We start from the raw sequence: 25,884 nt of genomic DNA, 5'->3' as shown, positions 1-25,884 counted from the left end.
GAAAGAGTAACTGTTATGGTTACTCTTTTTGTTTATATAAAAACTATTACTAAAGTATGAAATGAGTTGATACTTTAGTAAATGGCTGAATGAAAAGGAAGAGTGTACAATGTTGTAAAGGAGGAGAGGTACGTGACGCGAAACGACATTAGAAAGATTGTAATTATTACAGGAGTGACACAAGGATTAGGCCGTGCAATGGTTGATCGATTTCATGAATTGGGATGGAATATATATGGCTGTGGACGTTCAAAAGATAAAATTGAAGAACTGAAAAAATATTACGGTAATACACATGATTTTCAAATAATTGATGTTTCAGATTCTCAACAAGTAAGTAGTTGGGCAAATTATATACTCAACAGACATAGAGCACCTGATTTGTTAATAAATAATGCATCGATTGTTAATAAAAATGCACAATTGTGGAAAATAACCGCTCGAGAATTCGAAAATATAATGAATGTAAACGTAAACGGTGTAGTAAATGTAATAAGAGCGTTTGTCCCAGCGATGGTAGCTAGGAAAGAAGGAATTATTATTAATATGAGTTCTAGTTGGGGGAGAGAGGGGGAAGCTGAGCTTGCGCCATATTGTGCCTCAAAGTTTGCAATTGAAGGTATCACGAAATCTATGGCACTTGAATTGCCCTATGGTATGGCTGTTGTGGCTTTAGATCCGGGCGGAAGTATTAGCACCCCAATGCTGTATTCATGTGCACCACAGTATGTAAAAGAATCACCCACACCTGAAATTTGGTCACATCATGCGATTCAATATATATTGAATATAACAATAGATAAAAATGGAGCTTCATTGACATGTCCAGATTGTATGTAAATATATATTGAATTGTATAAGTATCTTTTAATTAGCAAATTTTTAGTGCACACACCATATATAAAAAAGTACCTTAAAGGTGCTTTTTTATATGATTAATACATTATAGAATGCACAAAATTACATATAGAAAATAAATATGGGATAAAGGATACCATTTGTGTATTTCGAAAGCACTAGAAAATTTCTAAATAGGTGATCAGAATGAATCCAAGCGGTTTAAAGGTGACAGGAGCATGGTTTCAAGTAGGAGGAAATCTTACAGCGGCTATTGGGACGACAAGAGGGTTTATCGGAGAAGAGAAAGTTGAATCGGATCTTGTAATTGTAGGAAGCTCATTACAAGCCCTCGGGTATATATTACAAATTATAGCGAGTAATAATACCGAAGATGAAGGTGAAAAAGAAAATCAAAATATTTGTTTGGAGAATAAAAGTGAAATGCTTGATAAAATGGGCATTGAGTTATTAGCATTAGGGAATATATCAAATGTAATAGGAACATATTTTAATATAAATGAACAATTGAAAGAGAATGATTTTCTCATAATTGTCGGAAACAGTTTACAATCAATTGGAGCTTTTTTAGGAGTAGAAGCAGCTTTGCTGGAGATGAAAGCAATACAGAGAATTATAATACTAGGCAATTCTCTGCAAAGTTTAGGCGCTGGACTTCAAGCGTATCAAGGTATTGTTAATGTATCGAAGAATGGAATAGAAAATGAAGATCATATGATTAATAAAAAGAACGAGAGGATAATAGCTCTCATTGGTATTTGGATACAAGCAATAGGAACTATTATTTCTGCGATTGGATTAACTATAATAGAGAAAGAAGAAAGATTAGAAAAAATAAAAATATGAAAATGCTCGTTTAATAAAGGTAGGGAAATTTCAATTTTACATAAGTGGTAAGATTGAAGTAGTAGGTTTTTGGGTATATGAATAGAATATATATAAGAGTAGAAAAGTTTTTCATGCTTAATTGAAATTTATGAAAGACAAAAAATAATTGGTTTTGTTAGTGTATGAAAAGAAGAGAGATAAAAAATACAAAAAAGGAGTTTTCAAGAGATGATGTATGTATTGGCAATTCTTCTACCACCTGTAGCCGTATTATTTTGTGGAAAACTAGTTCAAGCAATAATTAATTTCATATTAACATTAATATTTTGGGTTCCAGGGGTTATACATGCGATATTAGTTGTACATGATAAAAAAGCAGATCGGCGTTTAAAAAAACAAATTCAAGCATATGATGAAATTAATAAGAGGAATAGAAGATAGCTGAGTCGTGAATTTATTTTAAAAAGAAAGGGGGGACTACCTCCTTTCTTTTTTATGCTGTTGAAGTTTAAATTTTAGTGTAGCGGAAAGAATTTTTAATATAAGTATTGTGATAATTAGTTTTAGAGTATGCGTTTAATAGACTGGTGTAAATGTTTTCAGGCACGTCAAAGAAATCATACATTCCATTCTTTAATTGGATGCGTAAAATCATAGAAAAAGGATTATAGCCAACAGCAACTATATTTTTTGAAATCACGGGAGATAGTTCCATCATTGCGCAACTCCTCACTTTTCATTTTTAATAATTTCTTGTAGATGTTGAGGTTGTGGTGTTGAAATCCTTATAATTAAAGAGGTATTATACTTATATGCAATATATTAAATGTTCGTTATACGTAATTATAAGGAAGTTCACACGAAGTACATATCGTTGTGCTATTTTTATTTCACCTTTGATTTATAAATAAGAAAATATTGACCATTTGAAAAAAAGGTATATTATTTATACGAGGTATTAAAAATTCACTTTTTACATTCTATGCTTAAAGGGGCAGCATTATTAGGGAAAATAAAAGTGAAAATACTTTGTATAAGAAGTATTCTAAAATTTATAATCTGTGAATTGGGAAAATATTGAATGCTCCAGGTCAATATACTTTCTGAATTAAATTTATTTTAGAAAGTGACCTCAATATTTTGAAGTAAATCAACGGGAGAATTGAAAGGCAGGAGAAAGTAACATGTCAGAAAATTATCGTTCTCGAGAGGAGCGACGACAAGTTAAAAAGAAAAAACAGCCAGCTTCTAAAACACAAAAACCAAAAGGTAAAACATCATTCTTTCGCAAGTTTTTAATTACTTGTTTATTACTTGGTATTATTGGTTTAGTGGGGGGGGTTGCTACCTTTTTCGTAATGATTAAGGATGCACCAAAACTTGAGAAAGCAAAACTTGTTAATCCGTTATCCTCAAAAATTTATGATAAAAATGGCGATTTGGTATATGAATACGGGAAAGAAAAACGGACGAATGTTACGTATGATCAAATTCCTAAATTAGTAGAAAATGCATTTTTAGCAACAGAAGATGCACGTTTTTACGAACATAGCGGAGTAGACTTTAAAGGTACTGCCCGTGCTGTTTTGGTAAGTCTTAAAGGAGATTACGGTTCACAAGGTGGAAGTACGATAACACAGCAGGTTATTAAAAACTACTTCTTATCGATGGAAAAAACATCAAAACGTAAGGTTCAGGAAATATATTTAGCTTATAAGCTAGAACAACAATATTCAAAACATGAAATTTTAGAAATGTATTTAAATAAAATTAATTTAGGAAATCGTTCATATGGAATTGCAACAGCAGCACAAAACTACTATGGTAAAGAATTGAAAGATTTAACATTACCAGAAGTTGCGATGCTTGCAGGTTTACCGAAAGCACCAAATAACTATGATCCATCGAAACCAGAAAATGTTCAAAGGGCAACAGAAAGAAGAGATGTTGTACTAAAATTAATGAACCGACATGGTTATATTACAAAGGCAGAAATGGAAGAAGCATCGAAAGTACCAGTGGATAAAAATATTAAGAGTGCAGCTGAGCTACAAGCGATGCCATATCCTGCATTTATGGATGCAGTAGTGAAAGAAGTAGAAAAGGAAATACCAGATGTAAATATTGGATCTGACGGTTTAGAAATTCATACAACATTGGATCCAAAAGCACAGAAGTTGGCTGATAATATTTTAAATACAAATATTATTGATTATCCAAATGAGAAATTCCAAGGTGCTTTCACATTTATGGATACGAAAACAGGTGAGGTTCGTGCTATAGGCAGTGGTCGTGGTGAAAATAAAGCAGTATTTAAAGGGCATAATATGGCGATTGAATTAGATCGTGCAGCCGGTTCAACTATGAAGCCAATCTTTGATTACGGTCCTGCAATTGAATACTTAAAATGGGCTACTTATCATCAAATTGATGATTCTCCATTTAAATATTCAACTGGACAAGAACTTCGAAATGCGGACAGAAGTCATTTAGGTCCAATTACTATGCGTGAAGCGTTAAAAATGTCACGTAACGTTCCAGCAGTTAAAACTGCAAAAGAAGTAGGACTTAATAAATCGAAGGAATTCTCTGAGAAATTAGGTATTACATTTAATAAAGCGCCGGCAGAATCTACAGCTATTGGTACAAACGAAGTATCACCAACTGAAATAGCGGGTGCTTATGCGACATTTGGTAATAGTGGAAAGTATACGAAACCGCATTTTGTTAAGAAAGTAGTTTATCCAGACGGCAAGTCACAAAGTTTTGGACAAAAACCAAAACAAGTTATAGCTGACTCTACAGCATATATGATTACTGATATGCTTCGCTCAGTGGTGACATCAGGTACTGGTACAGCGGCAAATATTAGTTCTTTAGATGTAGCTGGTAAAACGGGTACAACAAACTATGATTCAAAACAATTAGCGAAATTTAATATTCCAGAAAGTGCAACTCGTGATAGTTGGTTTGCAGGTTATACGCCACAATATACGATGGCAGTATGGACTGGGTATATGAAAGATGGTAAAGACGAGTATATTAGTAGTAAAAATACGAAAATTGCACAATTGATCTTTAAAGAAATGATGAGTGAAATGGCTACAGATAAATCACGCTTTAAAATGCCAAGTACTGTTATTCAAGAAGGTAGTGAGTTACGTATAAAAGGTGAAAAACGTGATTCTTCTCCAAATACGAGCGTACCGGATACAACGGAACAACCAAAACAAGATCAACAGCAAAAAACTGAAGAAGAGAAAAAGCAAGAAGAATTAAAGAAACAAGAAGAACTGAAAAAACAAGAAGAACAAAAGCAACAAGATGAACTTAAGAAGCAAGAAGAACAAAAGAAACTAGAAGAGCAAAAGAAACAAGAAGAACAAAAGAAACAAAATGAACAAAATAACGGAAATGGCCAAGGAACGACACCTCCAGCAAATAACGGAGGAGGCCAAGGAACGACACCTCCAGCAAATAACGGAGGAGGTCAAGGAACGACACCTCCAGCAAATAACGGAGGAGGTCAAGGAAATACGACACCTCCAGCAAATAATGGAGGGGGGCAAGGTAATACAACTCCACCAGCGACGACACAACCAGATACTGGCGGGAATGCAGGAGAGGCCCCTGCTAATAATGGGCAATAAGAAAATTTTATAAAAAGTACAAAAAAGCACTTAAGATTTGTAAACATTACAATCTTAAGTGCTTTTTTATCGTTTAAATTTAAATGTTAAAAGTACCATAGAAATTTTGAAAATAAATTGATGGAAAATGATAAAAGACTTGAGTCGGAGGCAATGGAGTATAACTGGGGTTGTAAAAGGTAGTACTACTTGGATGTGCGCCATGATGCCAAAATGAGGGGGTAACTTGACCGGGAATTTGATATTGTTGCCAAGTTGCGGGAAGTTCAATACCGACATCGGAACTAGCTGTATGAGTGGCGGGAACGTGTATCCCAGGAGTCGAAGGAACTACGGCAGTTACTCTTGAAGATACCCACATAACATAATCACTCCTAAGTTGTGATAATAACAGTAGTATATTCTTTTCACACAGATAAAGGTACATATAGATAGGACTTTAGGCTAAGGTATACGTATAAAGTTGTAAGACCAATTTAAATTGATTGTAGACCATTTATTATAAAAAGATACGTCTATTTACGGAGGGAAAAGTGACCGGGAAAATGTAAAATGGAAGTGTTAATTGCAATAACTTACGTGTTTATGGAGGAATTTTAATGGAACGATTATGGACGAAATCATTTATTCAAATGACTTTCGCAATGTTATTTTTATTTACAGGATTTTATTTACTTGTTCCAACACTCCCGCTCTTTATTAAAGAGATAGGTGGCAATGAATCACAAGTTGGACTTATGATGGGGATGTTTACAATAGCAGCAGTTGTAATACGACCAATTATCGGAGGAATGTTAGATCAATATGGTAGAAGATCTTTTATTATTTTCGGACTCATCTTTTTTGGGCTAACGATGTATGCTTATAATTTAGCATCTACTATTATACTTTTAGCTGTTTTACGTGTTATTCACGGAGTAACATGGGCTGTTTCTACAACAGCTGTTGGAACAGCGATTACTGATATTATTCCAGATTCACGCCGCGGCGAAGGTATGGGATGGTATGGGATGGCTATGACAATTGCGATGGCAATCGGCCCGATGATTGGATTATCGGTGGTACAAAATTATTCATTTCATGGTCTATTCTTGTTAGCAACTCTTTTATCCTTTATGGCAGTCCTATTATCGTTCATGACGAAAATGTCATTCACACCACAAAAAGAAAAAGGGAAAATGCAACTGTTTGAAAAATCCGTATTATCCATTACAATTGTTGTTTTCTTTTTATCATTTGCATATGGAGGGATTACGACGTTTTTACCGCTATTTGCATCGTCAATTGATGTGAATCCGGGGACATTCTTTCTTGTATATGCGGTTGCTTTAACAATTGTAAGACCAATTTCAGGGAAATTATTAGATAAATTTGGAGAAGTATTCATCATACTCCCAGCATTATGCATTACTATTTTAGCTATCGTTGTATTAACTCTTTCAAATGGTTTGACGGGTGTAATGATTGCGGCGATATTATACGGTATTGGATTTGGCTCAGCACAACCAGCTTTGCAAGCAGCGATGCTTACAATTGTTGACCCGAGTAAAAGAGGAGTTGCTAACGCTTCATTCTTTACCGCATTTGATTTAGGGATTGGATTGGGTGCGATTTTACTTGGAGTTGTTTCGCAAATGTTCGGTTACCGTATTTTATTTGCAGGTAGTGCAATTTCAGGACTAATCGCTTTCATTATTTTTGTCATTTTTGTAAAACAGCGATTAGGTAAAAAAGAATTTGGGTAAACAAGAGGAACAAAGATGAAAATTTTAATTGAACATGACGATTTACAATGGTTTAAGGAAGAATTACGAATATAGCATGATAATAGTCCAATTCAGCCTGGATATTCTTTAGTGATAGTTTCTAGGAAACCAGATGGGGAAATTGTGTCAGTTGAGGAAGAAGACATTCTATTTTTTTGTGAATGTTGATGATCTTTAGCACTTTCAAAACTATCATTTAGTTGTAGGTTATCACGAGGAAACGTAAGAAATTTAATTTAATTATGTAAAATAATAACTTTTTTGAAAATAAATAAGTTTTATATAAGAATTATATTGATGAGATAGTGAAATAAATATTATGTAGAAACGAGTTGTGCATGTGTACAGCTCGTTTTTTTTATTTTTTTAATAGAATAGGGAGAATGATATATTCTGCGGGATTTGTTGGAGTATCCTTATATTTTGTTTTAATAAAAACGAAAAGAAGTCTGTCCTTTCTTTATAAAATATGAAAGTTATTTTTGAAAAATTGTATTGTTACATCGGTAAAAGTATAGGAAACTTATCATTATAAAATAAATTGAAATCTTCTAAAAACTCTGATACATTGAAATAGAAATGTAGTTTCACAATATTGTAAAGGCTTACAGTTATGTGCACGAAGATCTATTAGGATTGGAGGAAATAATGATGAAAGCTGAAGAAAAATTTTCCCCGGGATTAGATGGTATAGTGGCAGCGGAGACGAAGATCTCGTTTCTTGACACGGTGAAAGGTGAAATTGTAATTCAAGGGTATGATTTAATCGAACTCTCAAAAACAAAAGAGTATTTAGACATTGTGCACCTTTTATTGGAAGAACATCTACCGAATGAGGATGAAAAAGCAACACTTGAAAAGAAATTAAAAGAGGAATACGCGGTACCAGAAGGTGTATTCAACGTATTAAAGGCATTACCGAAAGAAACGCACCCGATGGATGGATTGCGTACAGGTGTGTCTGCATTAGCTGGTTACGATAATGATATCGAAAACCGCTCGTTAGAAGTAAACAAAAGCCGCGGGTACAAATTATTGAGTAAAGTACCAAATATTGTAGCGAATAGCTATCATATTTTAAATAATGAAGACCCAATCGAGCCTCTTAAGGAATTATCATATAGTGCGAATTTCTTCTATATGTTAACAGGTAAAAAACCGACTGAACTTGAGGAGAAGATCTTTGATCGTTCCCTTGTATTATATAGTGAGCATGAAATGCCAAACTCTACATTTACAGCGCGCGTTATTGCATCAACGCAATCCGACTTATATGGTGCTTTAACAGGTGCAGTTGCATCTTTAAAAGGTAGCTTACACGGCGGTGCAAACGAAGCGGTTATGTACATGCTTTTAGAAGCTGGTAATGTTGAGAAGTTTGAAGAGTTATTACAGAAGAAACTATTTAACAAAGAAAAAATTATGGGGTTTGGACATCGAGTGTATATGAAGAAGATGGATCCAAGAGCACTGATGATGAAGGAAGCTTTAAAGCAGTTATGTGATGTAAAAGGTGATTATACACTATATGAAATGTGTGAAGCTGGAGAAAAGATTATGGAGAAGGAAAAAGGAATTTATCCGAACCTTGATTATTATGCAGCTCCAGTATATTGGATGCTTGGTATCCCAATTCAACTTTACACACCAATCTTCTTTAGCTCTAGAACAGTGGGACTATGTGCGCACGTAATTGAGCAACATGCGAACAATCGATTGTTCCGTCCACGTGTAAATTATATTGGCGAGCGACATGTGCTTAGTAAATAAGAACAACTGGGGAGTTGTTAGCGCCGCCCGCCAGATGGGTGTTTGACCGACACCCATCATTAATAATAACGAATTTTCGACAGAAAGGGAAGAATAGCATGATTAAAACAAATGAAATTAAACAAAAAGATGCATTATTAGAAGAAATTACGGATTATGTATTAAATAAAGAGGTAACAAGTGCAGAAGCATTCAGTACTGCTCGTTACGTATTACTTGATACTCTTGGATGCGGTATTTTAGCACTTCAATATCCAGAGTGTACGAAATTACTAGGACCAGTTGTACCAGGAACAATCGTGCCAAATGGTACACGTGTACCAGGTACGTCATATGTACTTGATCCAGTGAAAGGTGCATTTAATATCGGATGTATGATCCGTTGGTTAGACTATAACGATACTTGGCTTGCAGCAGAGTGGGGACATCCATCTGATAACTTAGGCGGAATTTTAGCTGTTGCAGATTATATTAGCCGTGTTCGTATTTCAGAAGGAAAAGAACCATTAAAAGTACGTGAAGTATTAGAAATGATGATTAAAGCACACGAAATTCAAGGTGTACTTGCTTTAGAAAATAGTTTGAACCGTGTTGGTCTTGATCACGTATTATACGTAAAAGTAGCAACAACTGCTGTAGTTGCAAAAATGCTTGGCGGAACACGTGAAGAAATCTTTAATGCATTATCACATGCGTGGATTGATAATTCTAGTCTTCGTACATATCGTCATGCTCCAAATACTGGGTCACGTAAATCATGGGCAGCAGGTGATGCAACAAGCCGCGGTGTTCATCTTGCAATGACTGCTCTAAAAGGTGAAATGGGTTATCCAACAGCATTATCTGCACCAGGCTGGGGATTCCAAGATGTATTATTCAATAAACAAGAATTAAAGTTAGCAAGACCGTTAGAGTCTTATGTAATGGAAAATGTATTATTTAAAGTTTCATATCCAGCAGAATTCCATGCGCAAACAGCTGCAGAATGTGCTGTGAAATTACATCCGGAAATTAAAGAAAGATTAGATGAAATTGATCGTATTACAATTACAACTCATGAATCAGCAATTCGTATTATTGATAAAGAAGGTCCATTAAATAACCCAGCTGATCGTGATCATTGCTTACAATATATTACGGCAATTGGTTTATTAAAAGGAGATATCGTTGCGGATGATTATGAGGATACAGTAGCAAATGATCCACGTGTAGATGAATTACGTAATAAGATGGTTGTTGTTGAAAACAAACAGTACAGTTTAGATTACCTTGACCCGAACAAGCGCTCAATCGCCAACGCTGTTCAAGTTCATTTCAAAGATGGCACTGTAACAGAAAACGTGGAATGTGAATATCCACTTGGTCACCGTTTCCGTAGAGACGAAGCAATTCCAAAAGTTGTTCAAAAATTCACTGCAAATATGGCAGGTCATTATTCTAGTAAGCAACAAGAACAAATTCATGAAGTTTGTTTAAATGAAGAAAAACTAGAAAATATGAATGTAAACGAATTTGTAGATCTATTCTTAATTAACTAATAGGGGGAATTTAAAATGGCTTGGGTTGTGAATAAACAGTCAACACAAGAAGAGCTTGCGAATCGCTTCCGAGTTTTAGTAGAAGCAAATGAAATTTTGCAAATTCCAGGTGCTCATGATGCAATGGCAGCTTTAGTTGCGAGAAATACAGGGTTTTCAGCTCTTTATTTATCAGGAGCTGCTTATACTGCAAGTAAAGGTCTACCTGATTTAGGCATCGTGACGTCTACTGAAGTAGCAGAGAGAGCAAGGGATCTAGTAAGAGCTACAGATTTACCAGTTCTTGTTGATATTGATACGGGATTTGGCGGTGTACTAAACGTAGCGAGAACTGCAGTAGAAATGATGGAAGCGAAAGTAGCAGCTGTTCAAATTGAAGATCAGCAATTACCAAAGAAATGTGGACATTTGAATGGTAAGAAACTTGTTACTACAGAAGAATTAGTTCAAAAGATTAAAGCGATTAAAGAAGTTGCACCAAGCTTATATATTGTGGCACGTACAGATGCTCGCGGTGTAGAAGGCTTAGATGAAGCGATCGAAAGAGCAAACGCCTATGTAAAAGCAGGTGCAGATGCGATATTCCCTGAAGCGCTTCAATCAGAAGAAGAGTTCCGTCTATTTAATAGTAAAGTAAATGCGCCTTTACTTGCGAATATGACTGAGTTTGGGAAAACGCCGTATTATAGTGCAGAGGAATTTGCAAATATGGGCTTCCAAATGGTTATTTATCCTGTAACTTCACTTCGTGTTGCAGCGAAAGCATATGAGAATGTGTTTACTTTAATTAAGGAAACAGGTTCTCAAAAAGATGCACTTTCAAGTATGCAAACGAGAAGTGAGTTATATGAAACAATTTCATATCATGACTTTGAAGAATTAGATACTGGAATTGCAAAAACAGTATTATCAGAGGATCAATAGATAAAACAACTAAGGCGATGAGAATACATCTTTGGCAAAACGAACTGCTTGATGTGAAAATTCATCGCCTTCTGTTTTCAAAAATAAGATATTCCACTCATCGTAGACGAGCATATGTAGTAGGAAGTTAGGCCGAAATGATAGGGGGATTCAGATGGAGAAAACGAAGTTACCATGGGATGAATTTTTTTCACTTAATAAAGATGTGAATCATACTTTCTTTACGCCAGAAGATTTTTCAGGAGATGAAGATTTAATCGCAAAAATGACAGAACAATTCGTTAAACAAGAAATTGTTCCACAAATGGAGAATATTGAACAACATAACTATAAAGTTTCTCGTCAATTATTTGAGAAAGCTGGGGAACTTGGATTATTAAGTATCGAGGTCCCAGAAGAGTACGGTGGTTTTGAGTTAGGAAAGGCAGTTTCAGGGCTTGTAGCAGAAAAAATGGGATATGCTGGTGCATTTAGCGTTTCATTTAATATACACGCTGGTGTAGGTACATTGCCTTACATATATTACGGAACGAAAGAACAAAAAGAAAAATATTTGCCGAAAATTGCGTCTGGAGAATGGATTGGGGCTTATGCTTTAACTGAGCCAAATGCTGGTTCTGATGCTTTAAGTGCAAAAACGAGTGCAGTATTAAATGAAGATGGTACTGCTTGGAAGTTGAATGGTGAGAAGCAGTGGATTACAAATGCTCATATGGCAGATGTATACGTTGTTTTTGCGAAGACAAATAAAGGAATGACAGCGTTTATTGTCGAAAGAACATGTGAAGGTGTATCCATTGGACTAGAAGAAAAGAAAATGGGGATTAAAGGTTCTTCAACGGCTACCCTTATTTTAGAAGATGTTGTCATCCCTGCTGAAAATGTATTAGGGGAAGTTGGAAAAGGGCATCATGTAGCTCTTAATATTCTAAACTTCGCTAGACTAAAGCTTGCTTTTGGAAATATTGGAACAGCAAAACAAGCCATTGGTTTGTCGGTTCAATATGGAAAAGAACGAAAACAGTTCCAAACAGAATTAGTAGACTTTACGATGATTCAAGAGAAAATTGCAAATATGATTATTGCTACATATGGTGCAGAAAGTGCAGCCTATCGTACAGCAGGTGTCATCGATGAAGCAATTCATGAGAGTGATGAGGATCTTATGAAGAAAATGTCTCAATTTGCAATTGAATGTGCACTGAATAAAGTAAATGCTTCTGAAACACTTGGTTATATCGTAGATGAAGCTGTACAAATTCATGGTGGTTACGGTTATATGCAAGAGTACGAGGTAGAACGATTATATCGTGATGCAAGAATTAGTCGTATTTTTGAAGGTACGAATGAAATTAATAGATTAACAGTTGCTAAAATGTTAATAAAGCAAATGGAACAAATAGAAGATACTGAAGTAGAAGTAGAAGTTGATGTAGCAAATGTAGAAAGAAACCAACGTTACATTTTATTAGCGAAAAAATTGTTGAAACAATCTTTGAAAACGCTCTCTAAAACTCCAGAGTTAAAAATTGACCAAGAGCAAGAATATTCACGTGTATTATCAAATATGTTAACGGACGTGTACGTCATGGAATCAGCATTTTTACGTACGAGTAAAGCAATTAGTAAAAATGGTGAAGAGAAAGAGCGTACGAAACAAATGATAACTGACGTTATTTGTGAAGAAGGCTACCGTAAAGTAGAAGATGCAGCGATTTCTATACTTTCAGCGGCTGTTACAAAAGAACAAGATAGACACGTAATTTTAGCAGAAATTCGTCAATTATTAGTACCTTTATACACGAACGTATTTACAAAAAAGAGAGAAATTGCGAAAGCTATTATAAATCGCGGAAAGTATATTGTGTAAATAGGAGGAAAGCGATATGAAAAAGATTGGTTTTATCGGTTTAGGTAACATGGGTCTTCCGATGTCTAAAAATTTAGTTAAATCAAGTTACACAGTATATGGAGTGGACTTAAACAAAGAGGTTGAAGCTTCCTTTGAAAAAGAAGGAGGAATTATCGGCTTATCAATCTCAAAACTAGCAGAAACATGCGATGTGATTTTTACAAGTTTACCTTCACCTCGCGCTGTTGAAGCTGTATATTTTGGGGAAGACGGATTATTTGAAAATAGTCACTCGAATGTAGTGTTAATTGATACAAGTACTGTATCTCCTCAGTTAAACAAACAGTTAGAGGAAGCTGCAAAGGAAAAGAAAGTAGACTTTTTAGCAGCACCTGTTAGTGGTGGGGTAATTGGAGCCGAAAACCGTACATTAACGTTTATGGTTGGTGGATCAAAAGAGGTATATGATAAAACTGAATCTATCATGGAAGTGTTAGGCGCGAATATTTTCCACGTTAGTGAACAAATTGATAGTGGTACGACTGTTAAATTAATTAACAATCTATTAATTGGTTTCTATACAGCTGGTGTGAGTGAAGCTTTAACATTAGCGAAAAAGAACAATATGGATTTAGATAAAATGTTTGATATTTTAAATGTAAGTTACGGTCAAAGTAGAATTTATGAGCGCAATTACAAAAGTTTTATTGCATCTGAAAACTACGACCCAGGCTTTACGGTGAATTTATTAAAGAAAGATTTAGGATTTGCAGTTGATTTAGCTAAAGAAAGCGAACTTCACTTACCAGTAAGTGAAATGCTATTAAACGTATATGAAGAAGCAAGTGAAGCTGGATATGGTGAAAACGATATGGCTGCTTTATATAAGAAAGTTAGTGAACAATTAATTTCTAATCAAAAATAATAGACTTATATACACCATAAAAAAAGGAGAGAATATAATGATTACAACTGAAATTAAACGAGTGAAAAATCATATTAATGGTGAGTGGGTAGAATCTACTGGTACAGAAGTAGAAGCAGTTCCAAATCCGGCGACTGGAAAAATTATCGCTTACGTTCCATTATCTCCGAAAGAAGATGTTGAAAAAGCTGTTGAAGCGGCAAAAGCAGCATACGAAACATGGTCTAAAGTACCAGTTCCGAATCGTTCAAGACAATTGTATAAATATTTACAGCTCTTACAAGAAAACAAAGAAGAGCTTGCAAAAATCATTACGCTAGAAAATGGTAAAACATTAACGGATGCAACTGGTGAAGTGCAGCGTGGTATTGAAGCAGTAGAACTTGCAACATCAGCACCAAATTTAATGATGGGACAAGCTCTACCGAATATTGCTAGCGGCATCGATGGATCGATTTGGCGCTATCCAATTGGAGTTGTTGCTGGTATTACACCGTTTAACTTCCCAATGATGATTCCATTATGGATGTTCCCACTTGCAATTGCTTGTGGTAATACATTCGTATTAAAAACATCTGAAAGAACGCCACTTTTAGCAGAGCGACTTGTAGAGTTATTCTATGAAGCTGGTTTTCCAAAAGGGGTATTAAATTTAGTACAAGGCGGAAAAGATGTTGTAAATAGCATTTTAGAAAGTAAAGATATTCAAGCTGTTTCGTTCGTTGGATCTGAGCCAGTAGCTCGTTATGTATATGAAACAGGTACGAAACATGGGAAACGTGTACAAGCGTTAGCTGGTGCGAAAAACCATGCGATTGTTATGCCAGATTGCAACCTTGAGAAAACGGTGCAAGGTGTAATTGGATCTGCATTTGCGAGTAGTGGAGAGCGCTGCATGGCATGTTCAGTAGTAGCAGTAGTTGATGAAATTGCTGATGAATTCATCGACGTACTAGTAGCAGAGACGAAGAAGCTAAAAGTAGGTGACGGTTTCCACGAAGATAATTATGTTGGACCATTAATTCGTGAATCTCATAAAGAGCGTGTATTAGGCTATATTAATAGCGGTGTAGCCGATGGAGCAACTTTATTAGTAGATGGCCGCAAAATTAAGGAAGAAGTTGGAGAAGGTTACTTTGTAGGGGCAACAATCTTTGATGGTGTAAATCAGGAGATGAAAATTTGGCAAGATGAAATTTTTGCTCCAGTATTAAGCATTGTAAGAGTTAAAGATCTAGAAGAAGGTATTAAACTAACAAATCAATCTAAATTTGCAAATGGTGCGGTTATTTATACGTCAAATGGTAAACATGCACAAACATTCCGTGATAACATCGATGCTGGTATGATCGGTGTAAACGTAAACGTTCCAGCACCAATGGCATTCTTCGCATTTGCAGGAAACAAAGCTTCATTCTTTGGTGATTTAGGTACAAATGGTACAGATGGCGTTCAATTCTATACACGTAAAAAAGTTGTAACTGAGCGCTGGTTTTAATAAAGAGTAGATAGACAAATCAGTTGTTAAATGAAAAACACCACTCTAAAGATGTGGTGTTTTTCTTCTTGTTAATTACTTTTTTCAAAAGCTAGTTTAATGCCAAAACCAATTAAGACGATTCCTGTTAACCCTTGAATATAACGTTGCGTCTTCGGTTTTTTCATAAAAGCACTAATTTTATCAATTAAAAATATATAAAAAGCGAACCAAATAACTGTTAAAACGAGGTAAGTAAGGCCCATTACGAGAAGTTGGATAAACGTATTATGGTTTGGGTTTAAAAATTGCGGTAAAAAAGTTAAAAAGAACACTGCAATCTTAGGGTTTAATAAATTCGTAAGAAACCCTTGGCGAAAACAAGAAGTATGCTCGTTTTCATGATTCAAAGATATATCGTTCGTATCAACGCCTTCTTTATTTCTCACCGCTAAAAGGGCTTTAATACCAATATAAATTAAATATAGGGCTCCAACGTACTTGAAAATAGAAAATAAAACAGCTGACTTTACAATAAGTGCGGAAAGGCCGATCACTGCTGCTAAAGTATGAATTAAAAGTGCAACACATGTACCGAATACTGTTTTCACTCCACCCATCTTACCAGCAACTAATGTGTTTTTCGTGGCCATTGCAGTATCAGGACCGGGTAAAATAATAAGACAAATAGACATAATGATGAAAAGAAAAAAATTTTCAATCATAGTCGCTCCTCCTTTTTAATTTTTAGAATATTTTATTAAAAATAGTGTAGCACATATTTCGATTTAATAAAATTAAATTTTATTAAAAATTATTAAATAGGAAAGAGGCTATATAGTCGTGTAATTACACGACTATATAGCCTAGATTTTATCCCGTATGAACGGGCGATTGGTGAGGGATAAAAATAAGCGTGCGATGAACCCCCACTTATTAAAGTTTCACTTTATGCGTTAAGTAAGTTAAAGAACCGATTTACATCTTCTTCTGAAACATCACTTAACTGCTTATATTTATAATTCGGATTTTGATCTTTATCAACGACAACGGATCGTACGCCTTCAAAGAAATCCTCATGTCTCATGAAATTCTTAGCAAGTACAAGGTCGGTAGCGAAACATTCTTCAACGGACTTATCGTGTCCATCAATAAACTGTTTTAGTGTTACTTTTAGTGAAATAGGGGATTTTGATAATAGTGTTTCTTTCGTTTTTAAAGCAAAGGAGCTTTGATCTTTCTCCAATGAATGGATGATTTCTTCAATTGAATCGTAAGCAAAATGTGAATTGATTTCTTCTAATGAAGGAGCAAGCTCGCTTTCTAATTTTGAAGTAGTTGCAAATGTACCAATGACTTCTTTTAAATTAGTATGTACATCATCTTCTTTATGCCAATTTATACTTTCCAGTTCAGTAAGGAAATTTGGTAATGAATCAGATGTCATAAAGTAATCAGCAGCGTTTATAAATAATACGTCAGAAGCTTTTAAAATAGCTGCTGTTAAAGCAACATATCGGCCAGCAAACCCTGGAGCTTTATTTAAGAAATAAGCAGCACCGACGTCTGGGAAAAAGCCGATATTCATCTCTGGCATTGCCCATTTCGTACGCTCAGTTACAATTCGATATTTCGCACCATTTGTAAGACCGACACCACCACCCATTACAATTCCATCTAAACAAGCGATAATCGGTTTTTTATATTGATAAATATATGTATCAATTTCATACTCTTCTTCAAAAAAACGTTCCGCATGCTGCAATGCAACTTCATTTGAACGTGCTTCATAAAGTGTTTTAATATCACCGCCTGCACAAAAACCTTTTGTACCAGCTCCTTTTAATACGATAAGCGCAATACGTTCATCATGTTCCCACTCTTTCAGTTTTTGCCCAATTGGTTGTAACATGTCATAAGATAAAGAATTAAGTGCTTTTGGACGGTTTAAAGTAATTGATGCAACGCCGTTTTCACTAACAGAAAATAAAACGTGTTCAGTCATGATTCATCCTCCCTTACATATCTTCTTATTCTTAATTCTTTATACGTACTGAAATGTCCTTTATAAACTTTGTCTAAAGTTGGCGATACATGTTAATTTACCCAATGCATATTTTGACGAGTTATATTTGCAGGATTTCTGAGGTTGAAAATGAATATTACAACATTACTGTAATTGTAATTATTTGAATTTTTCATGATAAACACGCTATTATATATGTGTAAATTGTATATACTCACTTCGAAAAGAGTATTTGAAGTGAGTATAATGAAAGAAAAATTGCTTTTCATTAGAAATAGAGAAAGGAGAAATCGGAATGACAGGACCTTTACTATTGGCGGTGATTATTTTGTCTTCTTTAATGATAGGGATAACTCAGTATTTTCATCATACAGATACGACAGAGGAAGTGAAGGATAAAGTACGGCTTGTATTTCCGATTTTTATCATATCTATTTCTTTTTGCATTCTATTAAATAAGGATGGGTACATTGTCGCAGTATTTTCCTTTTTTGTAGCAATCGTTTTCATTACAGTTTTATATTATGTAATGAAAGACTTTATACAAAAATAAAGATGTCGCAGTAGGCATTTTTATTTTTGTAACGAATAAAATTTCACATACCGTATTATATGTAAAAATAAAAACATTTAGAAATAGAAAAGTATGTACTTTGCCGTGTATTTACTTGTCAATCTTGCATAGCCAATATACTATTAATAATGTAGAGAGAGACTAGAAAAAGGGGTTGTATCTATCATGAAATTTGAGATGCACACAAAAATTATTTCAAATGAAAAAGAAGTAAGATTACATATAGAAGAAAACATATTTCAATTAAAATTGGATGGTTATCACTTATTTACAGTTCAAGAAATATTACCTTTATATAAATCAAATGAAGAAAGAATTGGTAGTGCAATGATACAAAAGTTAGAGTGGGAAAACGGAAAAACTACAATAAACTATCAACTCGTATCACTAAAATCAGTAAATTAAAAGGAGCAGGAAACCATGAAGTTATTTCATACAGCGGATTGGCATTTAGGAAAGCTTGTTCATGGCGTGTATATGACTGAAGATCAAAAGATTGTATTAGATCAGTTTGTACAAGCTGTTGAAGAAGAAAAACCAGATGCCGTAATTATTGCAGGGGATTTATACGACCGAGCAATTCCACCTACGGAAGCAGTAGACTTATTAAATGAAGTGCTGCAAAAAATAGTGATTGATTTACAAACACCAGTTATTGCGGTTGCAGGTAACCATGATAGTCCTGATCGTATTCATTTTGGTAGTAGTTTAATGAAGAAACAAGGATTATTTATTGTGGGACAGTTTCAATTTCCATATGAGCCCATTATATTAAATGATGAATATGGCGAGGTTCACTTCCATCTCGTTCCATATGCGGATCCAAGCATAGTTAGACATGTATTGAAAAACGAAGACGTACGTTCTCATGATGATGCGATGCGTATTTTTATGAATGAGCTTTCTGAAAAGATGGATAAAGAAGCTAGACATGTATTTGTTGGTCATGCATTTGTAACTTCTGCGGGAGAAGCGGAGGAGAATACAAGTGATGCAGAACGACCACTTTCAATTGGTGGTGCTGAATATGTAAATAGTCATTATTTTGATAAGTTTCATTACACAGCGCTTGGACATTTACATCAAGCGCATTTCGTACGTAATGAGACAATTCGATATTCAGGTTCACCACTTGCCTATTCTATTTCTGAAGAAAAACATAAAAAAGGATATTATATTGTAGAACTGGACGAGCAAGGAGAAGTAACAATTGAAAAAAGGTTACTTACACCACGCCGTAAAATGCGAACAGTAGAAGCGAAAATAGATGAATTATTACACCATCCAGTAAGTGAAGATTACGTGTTTGTAAAATTATTAGATGAAAATCCTGTCTTGCAGCCAATGGAAAAAATACGCTCTGTATATCCAAATGCAATGCATGTTGAAAGGTCCATTCAAAGACGAGAGTTCACGGAGTCAAATGAAGTAACTGTTTCAAGACATAAAACGGATGATTTATCACTATTAAAAGCTTTTTATAAAGAGATGAAAGGCTTAGATTTATCAGAAGAGAAAGAACGTCTATTTGTAGAAGTATTACAAGCAGTGCAAGAACGGGAAGGTGAACGAGGATGAGACCGATTCAGCTAATAATGACAGCATTTGGGCCGTATAAACAGAAAGAAGTAATCGATTTTGATGATCTTGGAGAGCATCGTATTTTCGCCATTTCTGGAAATACTGGAGCTGGAAAGACAACGATTTTTGATGCGATTTGTTATGTGTTATATGGTGAGGCAAGCGGAGAAGAACGTAGTGACACGAGCATGCTTCGCAGTCAATTTGCTGATGATAATACGTATACAAGTGTAGAACTAACCTTTCAGTTAAAAGGGAAACGTTATGAAATAAAACGACAACTTGGGCATAAAAAACAAGGGAATAAGACGATTACGGGACATGCTGTAGAATTATATGAAGTGAATGATGAAGAGAAGGTTCCAGCTGTTGATCGTTTCCATGTAACGGATGTAAATAAAAAAGTAGAAGATTTAATTGGTTTAAGTAAACATCAATTTAGCCAAATTGTTATGTTACCACAAGGGGAATTCCGAAAACTATTAACATCTGAGACAGAAAACAAAGAAGAAATTTTGCGTCGTATTTTTAAAACAGATCGTTATAAGTTAATGCGTGAGTTACTTGATCAAAAACGAAAACAATGGAAAGACGTCTTACAAGAAAAACAGAAAGAGCGAGAGCTATATTTTCGTAATGTTTTTAAATTACCAATCCGAGATGGAGCATTATTAGAGACATTAGTGGAACAAGAGCATGTAAATACGCATCAAGTAGTAGAAGCATTAGAACAAGAAACAGCTGTGTATAAGGCAGAGGTTGAGCAATTACAAGTAGAACAAGATGTTCAAACGAAGCAATTAAAGGATGCTGAAACACGTTTTCACGCAGCGAAGTCTGTAAATGAGAAATTTATAGATTTACAACAAAAGAATGAGAAATATAATACTTTACAAGAAAATCGTACAGTTATTGAAATGAAAGAAACATCTTTTAAACGAGCGGAACAAGCGAAGCGCTTATTACCATTTGAACAATGGTACGAAGAAGCAATGCAAAATGAGCAAAAAGCTGAAAGTTTGTTAAAACAAATTATCGCCAAAAAAGAAAATATAACGAATAACTTTGAACTTGCTCAGGAGAAATATGAAGCAGTAAAGAATAAAGAACCTGAGAGAGAAAATGCAAAAAAACTTGTTCAAAGATTAGAAGAGTTACAACCGATTATTGCATCATTAGCTGAGAAACAGTTGAATTTACAAAATGCAGAAATTCAAATAGGAAAATTAAAAGAAAGTATGCAAAACTTAGATCGACAATTAGATGAGCATACAAACCAAAAACAGTTAATGTCAGGTGAATTACAGCAATTAGAGCGAGCACTTGAGCAATATGTAGATAAAGTAGAAGAACTAACGAATATGCGAGAAGATGCAAAAGTTTTAAAGCAAGCATATGATGTATGGCAAGAAAAACAAAAATTCGAGCAAGAAAAAGAAGCAGCATATAATAAGATGCAATTGGCAGTTAATGCATATGAAAGTATGGAACGTCGCTGGTTAAGTGAACAAGCTGGTATATTAGCTCTTCATCTACATGATGGTGAATCTTGTCCAGTATGTGGCAGCACGAACCATCCGAAAAAAGCTACAGAGCAAAGTGATGCGATTGATGAAAAAGAGTTAAATGATTTAAGAGACAAGAAGAATATTGCTGAAAAATTACATGTTCAATTAGAGGAGAAATGGAATTTCTATCATCTTCAATATGAACAGGTAATAGAAGAAGTTAAGAAGCGAGGCTATCACTCTGAAGAATTAGTTGAAACATACAGTGCGCTTGTTCAAAAGGGAAAACAATTAGCAACTGAAGTGAATACGTTAAAAGCAAGTGAAGAAACGCGTAAGCAAACAGCTGTGAAAATAAAAAGCATAGAAGAAAAAGTAGATGCACTGCAGAAAAAGAAGCGTGAGGTAGAAACAGAGCAGCACCGTACAGAAATGGAGTGTATGCAGCTTCGTACGTCATATGAACATGATAAGAAAAACATTCCTGAAAACTTACAAACAGTCCAAGCTTGGAAAGTTCAATTTGACCAAGCTATGCATGAACTTAGATTAATGGAGGACGAATGGAAGAAAGTGCAGGAAGCGTATCAACATTGGCAAAACGAAAATATACGTATTCAAGCAGAACAGGAAGGTGCTTTTAATCAATTTGAAAGTGCAAAATTGAAGAAAGAAGATACTTTTGCGCGCTTTATGAAAGAACTTGAACAAAGCGGATTTACAGATCAAATCACGTATAAAGAAGCAAAATTAAATGATGCTGAGATGGAGATGTTACAAAAAGAAATTCAAAGTTATTATTCATCTCTTGAAGTACTTGCAAAACAAATTGAAGAGTTACATGCTGAATTAAAAGATAAAGAGTATATGGATATTACAGCGTTAGGTGAACACATAACAGAATTACAAATTAATCTCGATATCATTAAAGAAAAACGTCAACGTGCGCAAAACGCTGTAACATATATTTCTGATTTACATGAAAATATTAGACGTATTGATGAGCAAATTCATGAGGAAGAAAAAGCTTTCCAAGAACTTGTTGACTTATATGAAGTAATGAAAGGTGATAACGAAAGCCGTATATCATTTGAACGTTACATCCTAATTGAGTATTTAGAACAAATTGTTCAAATTGCAAACGAACGATTACGTAAATTATCAAATGGACAATTTTATTTAAAACGAAGTGAACGAGTAGAAAAGAGAAATCGTCAAAGTGGATTAGGATTAGATGTATACGACGCATATACTGGCCAAACACGCGATGTAAAAACATTATCTGGCGGTGAGAAATTTAATGCCTCACTTTGCTTAGCGCTTGGAATGGCAGACGTCATTCAAGCATATGAAGGCGGTATTTCGATTGAAACGATGTTTATCGATGAAGGATTCGGTTCATTAGATGAAGAATCATTAACGAAAGCCGTAGATGCCTTAATAGACTTACAAAAATCAGGCCGCTTTATCGGTGTCATTTCACACGTTCAAGAGCTGAAAAACGCAATGCCAGCTGTATTAGAAGTAACGAAGCAGAAGGATGGGTGTAGTCAGACGCGGTTTGTGGTGAAGTAAGTTCCATTGTCATTCATACTTAAAGCATTGTTTGCGATTTTTTAGTATAGAACCTAAGGTAAAATAAATGCCACCTCTTTATAGAGGCGGCATTTATTTGTTATTCGCAATTAGATAATTCACCTATGAGTTATCTGTAGAAGGCGGTGTATTTTCCAAGCGATTATAAGTTTTAAAGGCTGAAATGGCCGATATAACACCACCTACTAAAAATAAAGCTGATCCACCGACCAATATGATACGACTGACATATGTTTCGCGCGCTTCTTCAACTTCTTCTTGTAACATTGTTGGCATTTGAAATCCCCCTAAACAACATTTATTTTGTAGATAGTATATACAAACGCCTAAAATATGTTAAAATCACTGGATAGTGTTATGAGGAAGTATATAGTTAGATGTGAATTGTTTGAAAAATCTTCATTATAAATATATGCTAACTTCACATAGAGCACATATTAACATTGTATTATGTATATGTACCAAATAAATAAAGTGAATTGTATTTCGTTCTGTTTTTAAAAATTTAAAATTCTATTATTTTTATATAAAGGTTTCACATCGGAGTTTTAAATATTTTGGAAATAGATCTAAATAAGAGGAATTCATATAAAAGGGGAATGTCTTATGACAACATATACGAGTGAAATGAGAAAAAGTTTAGTTTCAGAAGAAGATGTAGATATTTTAAAAATTATGGCGCACCCAATTCGATTACAAATTGTAAATGAATTAAGTACGAGAAAAACTTGTAATGTAACACAATTAACAGAATTACTAAACATTCCACAATCGACTGTTTCGCAACATTTATCAAAAATGAAAGGTAAAGTGTTACGAGCTGAGAGAAGAGGTTTAGAAATTTATTATCATATTAATAATTTAAAAGCGAGTAAGATTGTAAGTGTTTTAGGATATATAAACTAATGAAGTATTTTCATATAAAATAGCCGCTGCTGGTGAGCAGGGGCTATTTTTGTTGTGTTATTCCGCATGAGCATTCCGTAAACGCCCGGTTGGTGCGACTGATTAAAACTTAACTTTATGTATTCGTATTCATAATTTTATAGTTTTTATGATTTACAATTGTTCGATCAAATTCAAAAGTACCACCGCTTACATTTGTAATTTCAACTAAGACCGATTCAGTATAAAGTTTTAGTACAGATCCCGTAATCTTTAAATTATTTCGTTGAAAAAGTATAGTATCCCCTACGTTTGCTTTCATAGTACCTCCTCATTAAAGATAGAAATGTTTTTTTATTATATATATTAAACCACGTATAGGTATATTAGTGAATATTTAGTTTTATTTATCAAAAAATTTTTCTGTTTGTATCTAAAAAATTAAAATATCTCAATTTATAAATTCTATAGAATGAGACATAATTTTTATAAAAGAAGATGATAAAACAGTTGTAAGTCCTATTGATGCAAAACATTATAATAGCTACTTATGTATTTAATAAGTAGCTTTTTGTATTTCGTCCTTCGTTTTCTGTAACTGATTCCATGTTTTTGACGCTCTGCCTTGTAAGTGCTTACATAAGCGGGAACATCTTATACAATGAAGGTGTTAAATCAAAAGAGGTGGTCAATATGAACATAAAAAAAGAAAATTTAGCGAATAGCATTGAAATAGAAAGAGGAGGCGGAAAGGTATGAAAAAATCAAATGTTAATCCATGGCTTGTTGTCCTTGGCACAGTTATAGTACAAATGGGGCTTGGAACGATATATACATGGAGTTTATTCAATCAGCCTTTAGTTAGTAAATACGGTTGGAGTCTTAATGCAGTTGCTATAACTTTCTCAATTACTAGTCTTTCCTTAGCATTTTCAACTTTATTTGCGAGTAAATTACAAGAAAAATGGGGACTTCGTAAACTTATTATGATAGCTGGACTAGCATTAGGACTAGGATTAATTCTTAGTTCACAAGCTTCCTCATTACTATTGCTTTATGTACTAGCAGGAGTTGTTGTAGGGTATGCAGATGGTACAGCATATATCACTTCACTATCAAATTTAATCAAGTGGTTTCCAGAGCGTAAAGGTTTAATTGCTGGTATTTCTGTCTCTGCATATGGTTCGGGTAGCTTAATCTTCAAATACGTAAACGCACAGTTGATTGAATCAGTTGGTGTATCGCAAGCATTTATATACTGGGGTTTAATTGTTACAGCTATGATTGTAATTGGCGCTTGTTTAATCCATCAAGCTGCAGATCAAGGAGCAGTTCATGAAACAAAAACTCAAGAATATACAACGAAAGAAATGTTAGGCACAAAACAAGTATATTTATTATTTATTATGTTATTTACATCATGTATGAGTGGCTTATACTTAATTGGTATGGTAAAAGACATTGGTGTTCAACTTGTAGGGCTTAGCGCAGCGACAGCAGCTAATGCGGTGGCTATGGTTGCAATCTTCAATACATTAGGTCGTATTATTCTAGGACCGTTATCAGATAAAATCGGCCGTTTAAAAATCGTTACTGGTACTTTTGTTGTTATGGCGACTTCAGTCTTGGTTTTAAGTTTCGTAGATTTAAATTATGGTATCTACTTCGTATGTGTAGCAAGTGTAGCGTTTTGCTTTGGTGGAAATATCACTATTTTCCCAGCTATTGTTGGTGATTTCTTCGGTATGAAAAACCATAGTAAGAACTACGGAATTGTGTATCAAGGATTTGGATTTGGAGCACTTGCAGGTTCCTTTATCGGTGCACTTCTAGGTGGATTCAAACCAACCTTTATGGTGATCGGCGTATTATGTGTCGTGTCATTTATTATCGCAATTTTAATTCAAGCACCTAAGCAGAAAATAGAACAAGAAGAAGAGTATCACAGCGTAGCATAAGTATATAAATCTTCTATAACACTATGATTATGAAAAAGCATCCTGTTAAATAGGGTGCTTTTTTGAATTATGTTAACGAGACTATTTAACCTTTGGCAGCTTCTTGAGAAAAAAAAGAGTAGAATATCCGTTTGGATTATATTGGAATATAATGAATTGATACATCAT

General features: G+C 34.5%; 23 protein-coding genes and 1 pseudogene. 18 read left to right on the top strand and 6 right to left on the bottom strand.

What is annotated here, in order from left to right:
• The first annotated feature begins 132 nt into the window (after positions 1-132).
• The 3 genes from ACXY7N_RS01040 to ACXY7N_RS01030 all read left to right on the top strand — a co-directional run bounded on the left by ACXY7N_RS01040 (position 133) and on the right by ACXY7N_RS01030 (position 2,127).
• Positions 133-840, top strand: a complete 708-nt coding sequence (locus ACXY7N_RS01040; protein ID WP_016134418.1) for an SDR family oxidoreductase — start codon at positions 133-135, stop codon at positions 838-840.
• Between the two features lie 204 nt (positions 841-1,044).
• On the top strand, positions 1,045-1,704 hold the full coding sequence (locus tag ACXY7N_RS01035) for a DUF6944 family repetitive protein (protein WP_016134419.1): 660 nt from the start codon (positions 1,045-1,047) through the stop codon (positions 1,702-1,704).
• Positions 1,705-1,914: 210 nt separating this feature from the next.
• Entirely contained in the window at positions 1,915-2,127 is a 213-nt protein-coding gene (locus ACXY7N_RS01030) for a YqaE/Pmp3 family membrane protein (RefSeq protein WP_488592235.1), read from the top strand.
• A 67-nt stretch (positions 2,128-2,194) separates the two neighbouring features.
• Here the strand turns inward: ACXY7N_RS01030 and ACXY7N_RS01025 are convergent, their stop codons facing one another.
• The gene (locus ACXY7N_RS01025) at positions 2,195-2,404 is read right to left on the bottom strand and encodes a KTSC domain-containing protein (protein WP_488592234.1); all 210 of its coding nucleotides are present in this window, start codon (positions 2,402-2,404) and stop codon (positions 2,195-2,197) included.
• 466 nt (positions 2,405-2,870) lie between these two features.
• Here ACXY7N_RS01025 and ACXY7N_RS01020 point away from each other — a divergent pair, with 466 nt between their 5' ends.
• A complete protein-coding gene (locus tag ACXY7N_RS01020) occupies positions 2,871-5,336 on the top strand; it encodes a transglycosylase domain-containing protein (RefSeq protein ID WP_016087982.1) in 2,466 nt (821 codons plus the stop codon).
• 79 nt (positions 5,337-5,415) lie between these two features.
• Here ACXY7N_RS01020 and ACXY7N_RS01015 read toward each other — a convergent pair whose 3' ends face one another.
• Positions 5,416-5,697, bottom strand: coding sequence for a hypothetical protein (locus ACXY7N_RS01015; RefSeq protein ID WP_016087981.1), 282 nt, complete (start codon positions 5,695-5,697; stop codon positions 5,416-5,418).
• Positions 5,698-5,935: 238 nt separating this feature from the next.
• On the opposite strand from ACXY7N_RS01015, the gene ACXY7N_RS01010 reads away from it, so the two are divergent.
• The 8 genes and pseudogenes from ACXY7N_RS01010 (at position 5,936) to ACXY7N_RS00975 (ending at position 15,609) form a co-directional block, all read left to right on the top strand.
• Positions 5,936-7,081, top strand: a complete 1,146-nt coding sequence (locus ACXY7N_RS01010; RefSeq protein ID WP_016087980.1) for an MFS transporter — start codon at positions 5,936-5,938, stop codon at positions 7,079-7,081.
• 15 nt (positions 7,082-7,096) lie between these two features.
• Positions 7,097-7,280 (top strand): annotated as a pseudogene (locus tag ACXY7N_RS01005) (HesB/YadR/YfhF family protein).
• A gap of 470 nt (positions 7,281-7,750) precedes the next feature.
• Positions 7,751-8,872 (top strand): citrate synthase, encoded by a 1,122-nt coding sequence (gene mmgD / locus ACXY7N_RS01000; protein ID WP_016134423.1) that lies wholly within the window; start codon positions 7,751-7,753, stop codon positions 8,870-8,872.
• Between the two features lie 98 nt (positions 8,873-8,970).
• Positions 8,971-10,410: a 2-methylcitrate dehydratase gene (gene prpD / locus ACXY7N_RS00995; protein WP_016087978.1), complete on the top strand. Its 1,440-nt coding sequence runs from the start codon at positions 8,971-8,973 to the stop codon at positions 10,408-10,410.
• A gap of 15 nt (positions 10,411-10,425) precedes the next feature.
• Complete coding sequence (gene prpB / locus ACXY7N_RS00990) at positions 10,426-11,334, top strand: methylisocitrate lyase (protein WP_016087977.1); 909 nt, start codon at positions 10,426-10,428, stop codon at positions 11,332-11,334.
• Positions 11,335-11,488: 154 nt separating this feature from the next.
• Positions 11,489-13,204, top strand: a complete 1,716-nt coding sequence (locus tag ACXY7N_RS00985) for an acyl-CoA dehydrogenase family protein (protein ID WP_367888263.1) — start codon at positions 11,489-11,491, stop codon at positions 13,202-13,204.
• A gap of 16 nt (positions 13,205-13,220) precedes the next feature.
• Complete coding sequence (locus tag ACXY7N_RS00980; protein WP_016087975.1) at positions 13,221-14,111, top strand: NAD(P)-dependent oxidoreductase; 891 nt, start codon at positions 13,221-13,223, stop codon at positions 14,109-14,111.
• A gap of 37 nt (positions 14,112-14,148) precedes the next feature.
• Positions 14,149-15,609 (top strand): CoA-acylating methylmalonate-semialdehyde dehydrogenase, encoded by a 1,461-nt coding sequence (locus tag ACXY7N_RS00975; protein ID WP_016134425.1) that lies wholly within the window; start codon positions 14,149-14,151, stop codon positions 15,607-15,609.
• Positions 15,610-15,680: 71 nt separating this feature from the next.
• On the opposite strand, the gene ACXY7N_RS00970 is transcribed toward ACXY7N_RS00975, so the two are convergent.
• Together ACXY7N_RS00970 and ACXY7N_RS00965 are read right to left on the bottom strand one after the other, a co-directional pair.
• Entirely contained in the window at positions 15,681-16,313 is a 633-nt protein-coding gene (locus tag ACXY7N_RS00970; protein WP_488592233.1) for a LysE family translocator, read from the bottom strand.
• Between the two features lie 224 nt (positions 16,314-16,537).
• On the bottom strand, positions 16,538-17,593 hold the full coding sequence (locus ACXY7N_RS00965; protein WP_016134426.1) for an enoyl-CoA hydratase/isomerase family protein: 1,056 nt from the start codon (positions 17,591-17,593) through the stop codon (positions 16,538-16,540).
• A 316-nt stretch (positions 17,594-17,909) separates the two neighbouring features.
• On the opposite strand from ACXY7N_RS00965, the gene ACXY7N_RS00960 reads away from it, so the two are divergent.
• The 4 genes from ACXY7N_RS00960 to ACXY7N_RS00945 all read left to right on the top strand — a co-directional run bounded on the left by ACXY7N_RS00960 (position 17,910) and on the right by ACXY7N_RS00945 (position 22,852).
• Positions 17,910-18,167, top strand: a complete 258-nt coding sequence (locus ACXY7N_RS00960) for a hypothetical protein (RefSeq protein WP_016134427.1) — start codon at positions 17,910-17,912, stop codon at positions 18,165-18,167.
• 186 nt (positions 18,168-18,353) lie between these two features.
• The gene (locus ACXY7N_RS00955) at positions 18,354-18,593 is read left to right on the top strand and encodes a DUF2584 family protein (RefSeq protein WP_000667347.1); all 240 of its coding nucleotides are present in this window, start codon (positions 18,354-18,356) and stop codon (positions 18,591-18,593) included.
• Between the two features lie 15 nt (positions 18,594-18,608).
• Positions 18,609-19,766: an exonuclease SbcCD subunit D gene (locus ACXY7N_RS00950; protein ID WP_488592232.1), complete on the top strand. Its 1,158-nt coding sequence runs from the start codon at positions 18,609-18,611 to the stop codon at positions 19,764-19,766.
• Positions 19,763-22,852, top strand: coding sequence for an AAA family ATPase (locus ACXY7N_RS00945; protein WP_088084221.1), 3,090 nt, complete (start codon positions 19,763-19,765; stop codon positions 22,850-22,852). The genes ACXY7N_RS00950 and ACXY7N_RS00945 overlap by 4 nt, the downstream gene beginning before the upstream one ends.
• Positions 22,853-22,975: 123 nt before the next feature.
• Here the strand turns inward: ACXY7N_RS00945 and ACXY7N_RS00940 are convergent, their stop codons facing one another.
• Positions 22,976-23,149 carry a hypothetical protein gene (locus ACXY7N_RS00940; protein ID WP_001142748.1) on the bottom strand — a complete coding sequence of 58 codons (174 nt, stop codon included), beginning with the start codon at positions 23,147-23,149 and terminating at the stop codon, positions 22,976-22,978.
• 330 nt (positions 23,150-23,479) lie between these two features.
• Between ACXY7N_RS00940 and ACXY7N_RS00935 the strand changes: the two genes are divergently transcribed.
• Positions 23,480-23,779 (top strand): ArsR/SmtB family transcription factor, encoded by a 300-nt coding sequence (locus ACXY7N_RS00935; protein ID WP_000214798.1) that lies wholly within the window; start codon positions 23,480-23,482, stop codon positions 23,777-23,779.
• Between the two features lie 115 nt (positions 23,780-23,894).
• Here the strand turns inward: ACXY7N_RS00935 and ACXY7N_RS00930 are convergent, their stop codons facing one another.
• Positions 23,895-24,080, bottom strand: a complete 186-nt coding sequence (locus ACXY7N_RS00930) for a YkvS family protein (RefSeq protein ID WP_016087967.1) — start codon at positions 24,078-24,080, stop codon at positions 23,895-23,897.
• A gap of 433 nt (positions 24,081-24,513) precedes the next feature.
• On the opposite strand from ACXY7N_RS00930, the gene ACXY7N_RS00925 reads away from it, so the two are divergent.
• On the top strand, positions 24,514-25,716 hold the full coding sequence (locus ACXY7N_RS00925; RefSeq protein ID WP_016087966.1) for an L-lactate MFS transporter: 1,203 nt from the start codon (positions 24,514-24,516) through the stop codon (positions 25,714-25,716).
• The last annotated feature ends 168 nt before the right edge of the window (positions 25,717-25,884 follow it).

Source organism: Bacillus sp. 5w2 (assembly GCF_054353775.1).
Note: the sequence above shows the minus strand (reverse complement) of the source record. Positions and strands in the feature narration are given on the sequence as shown.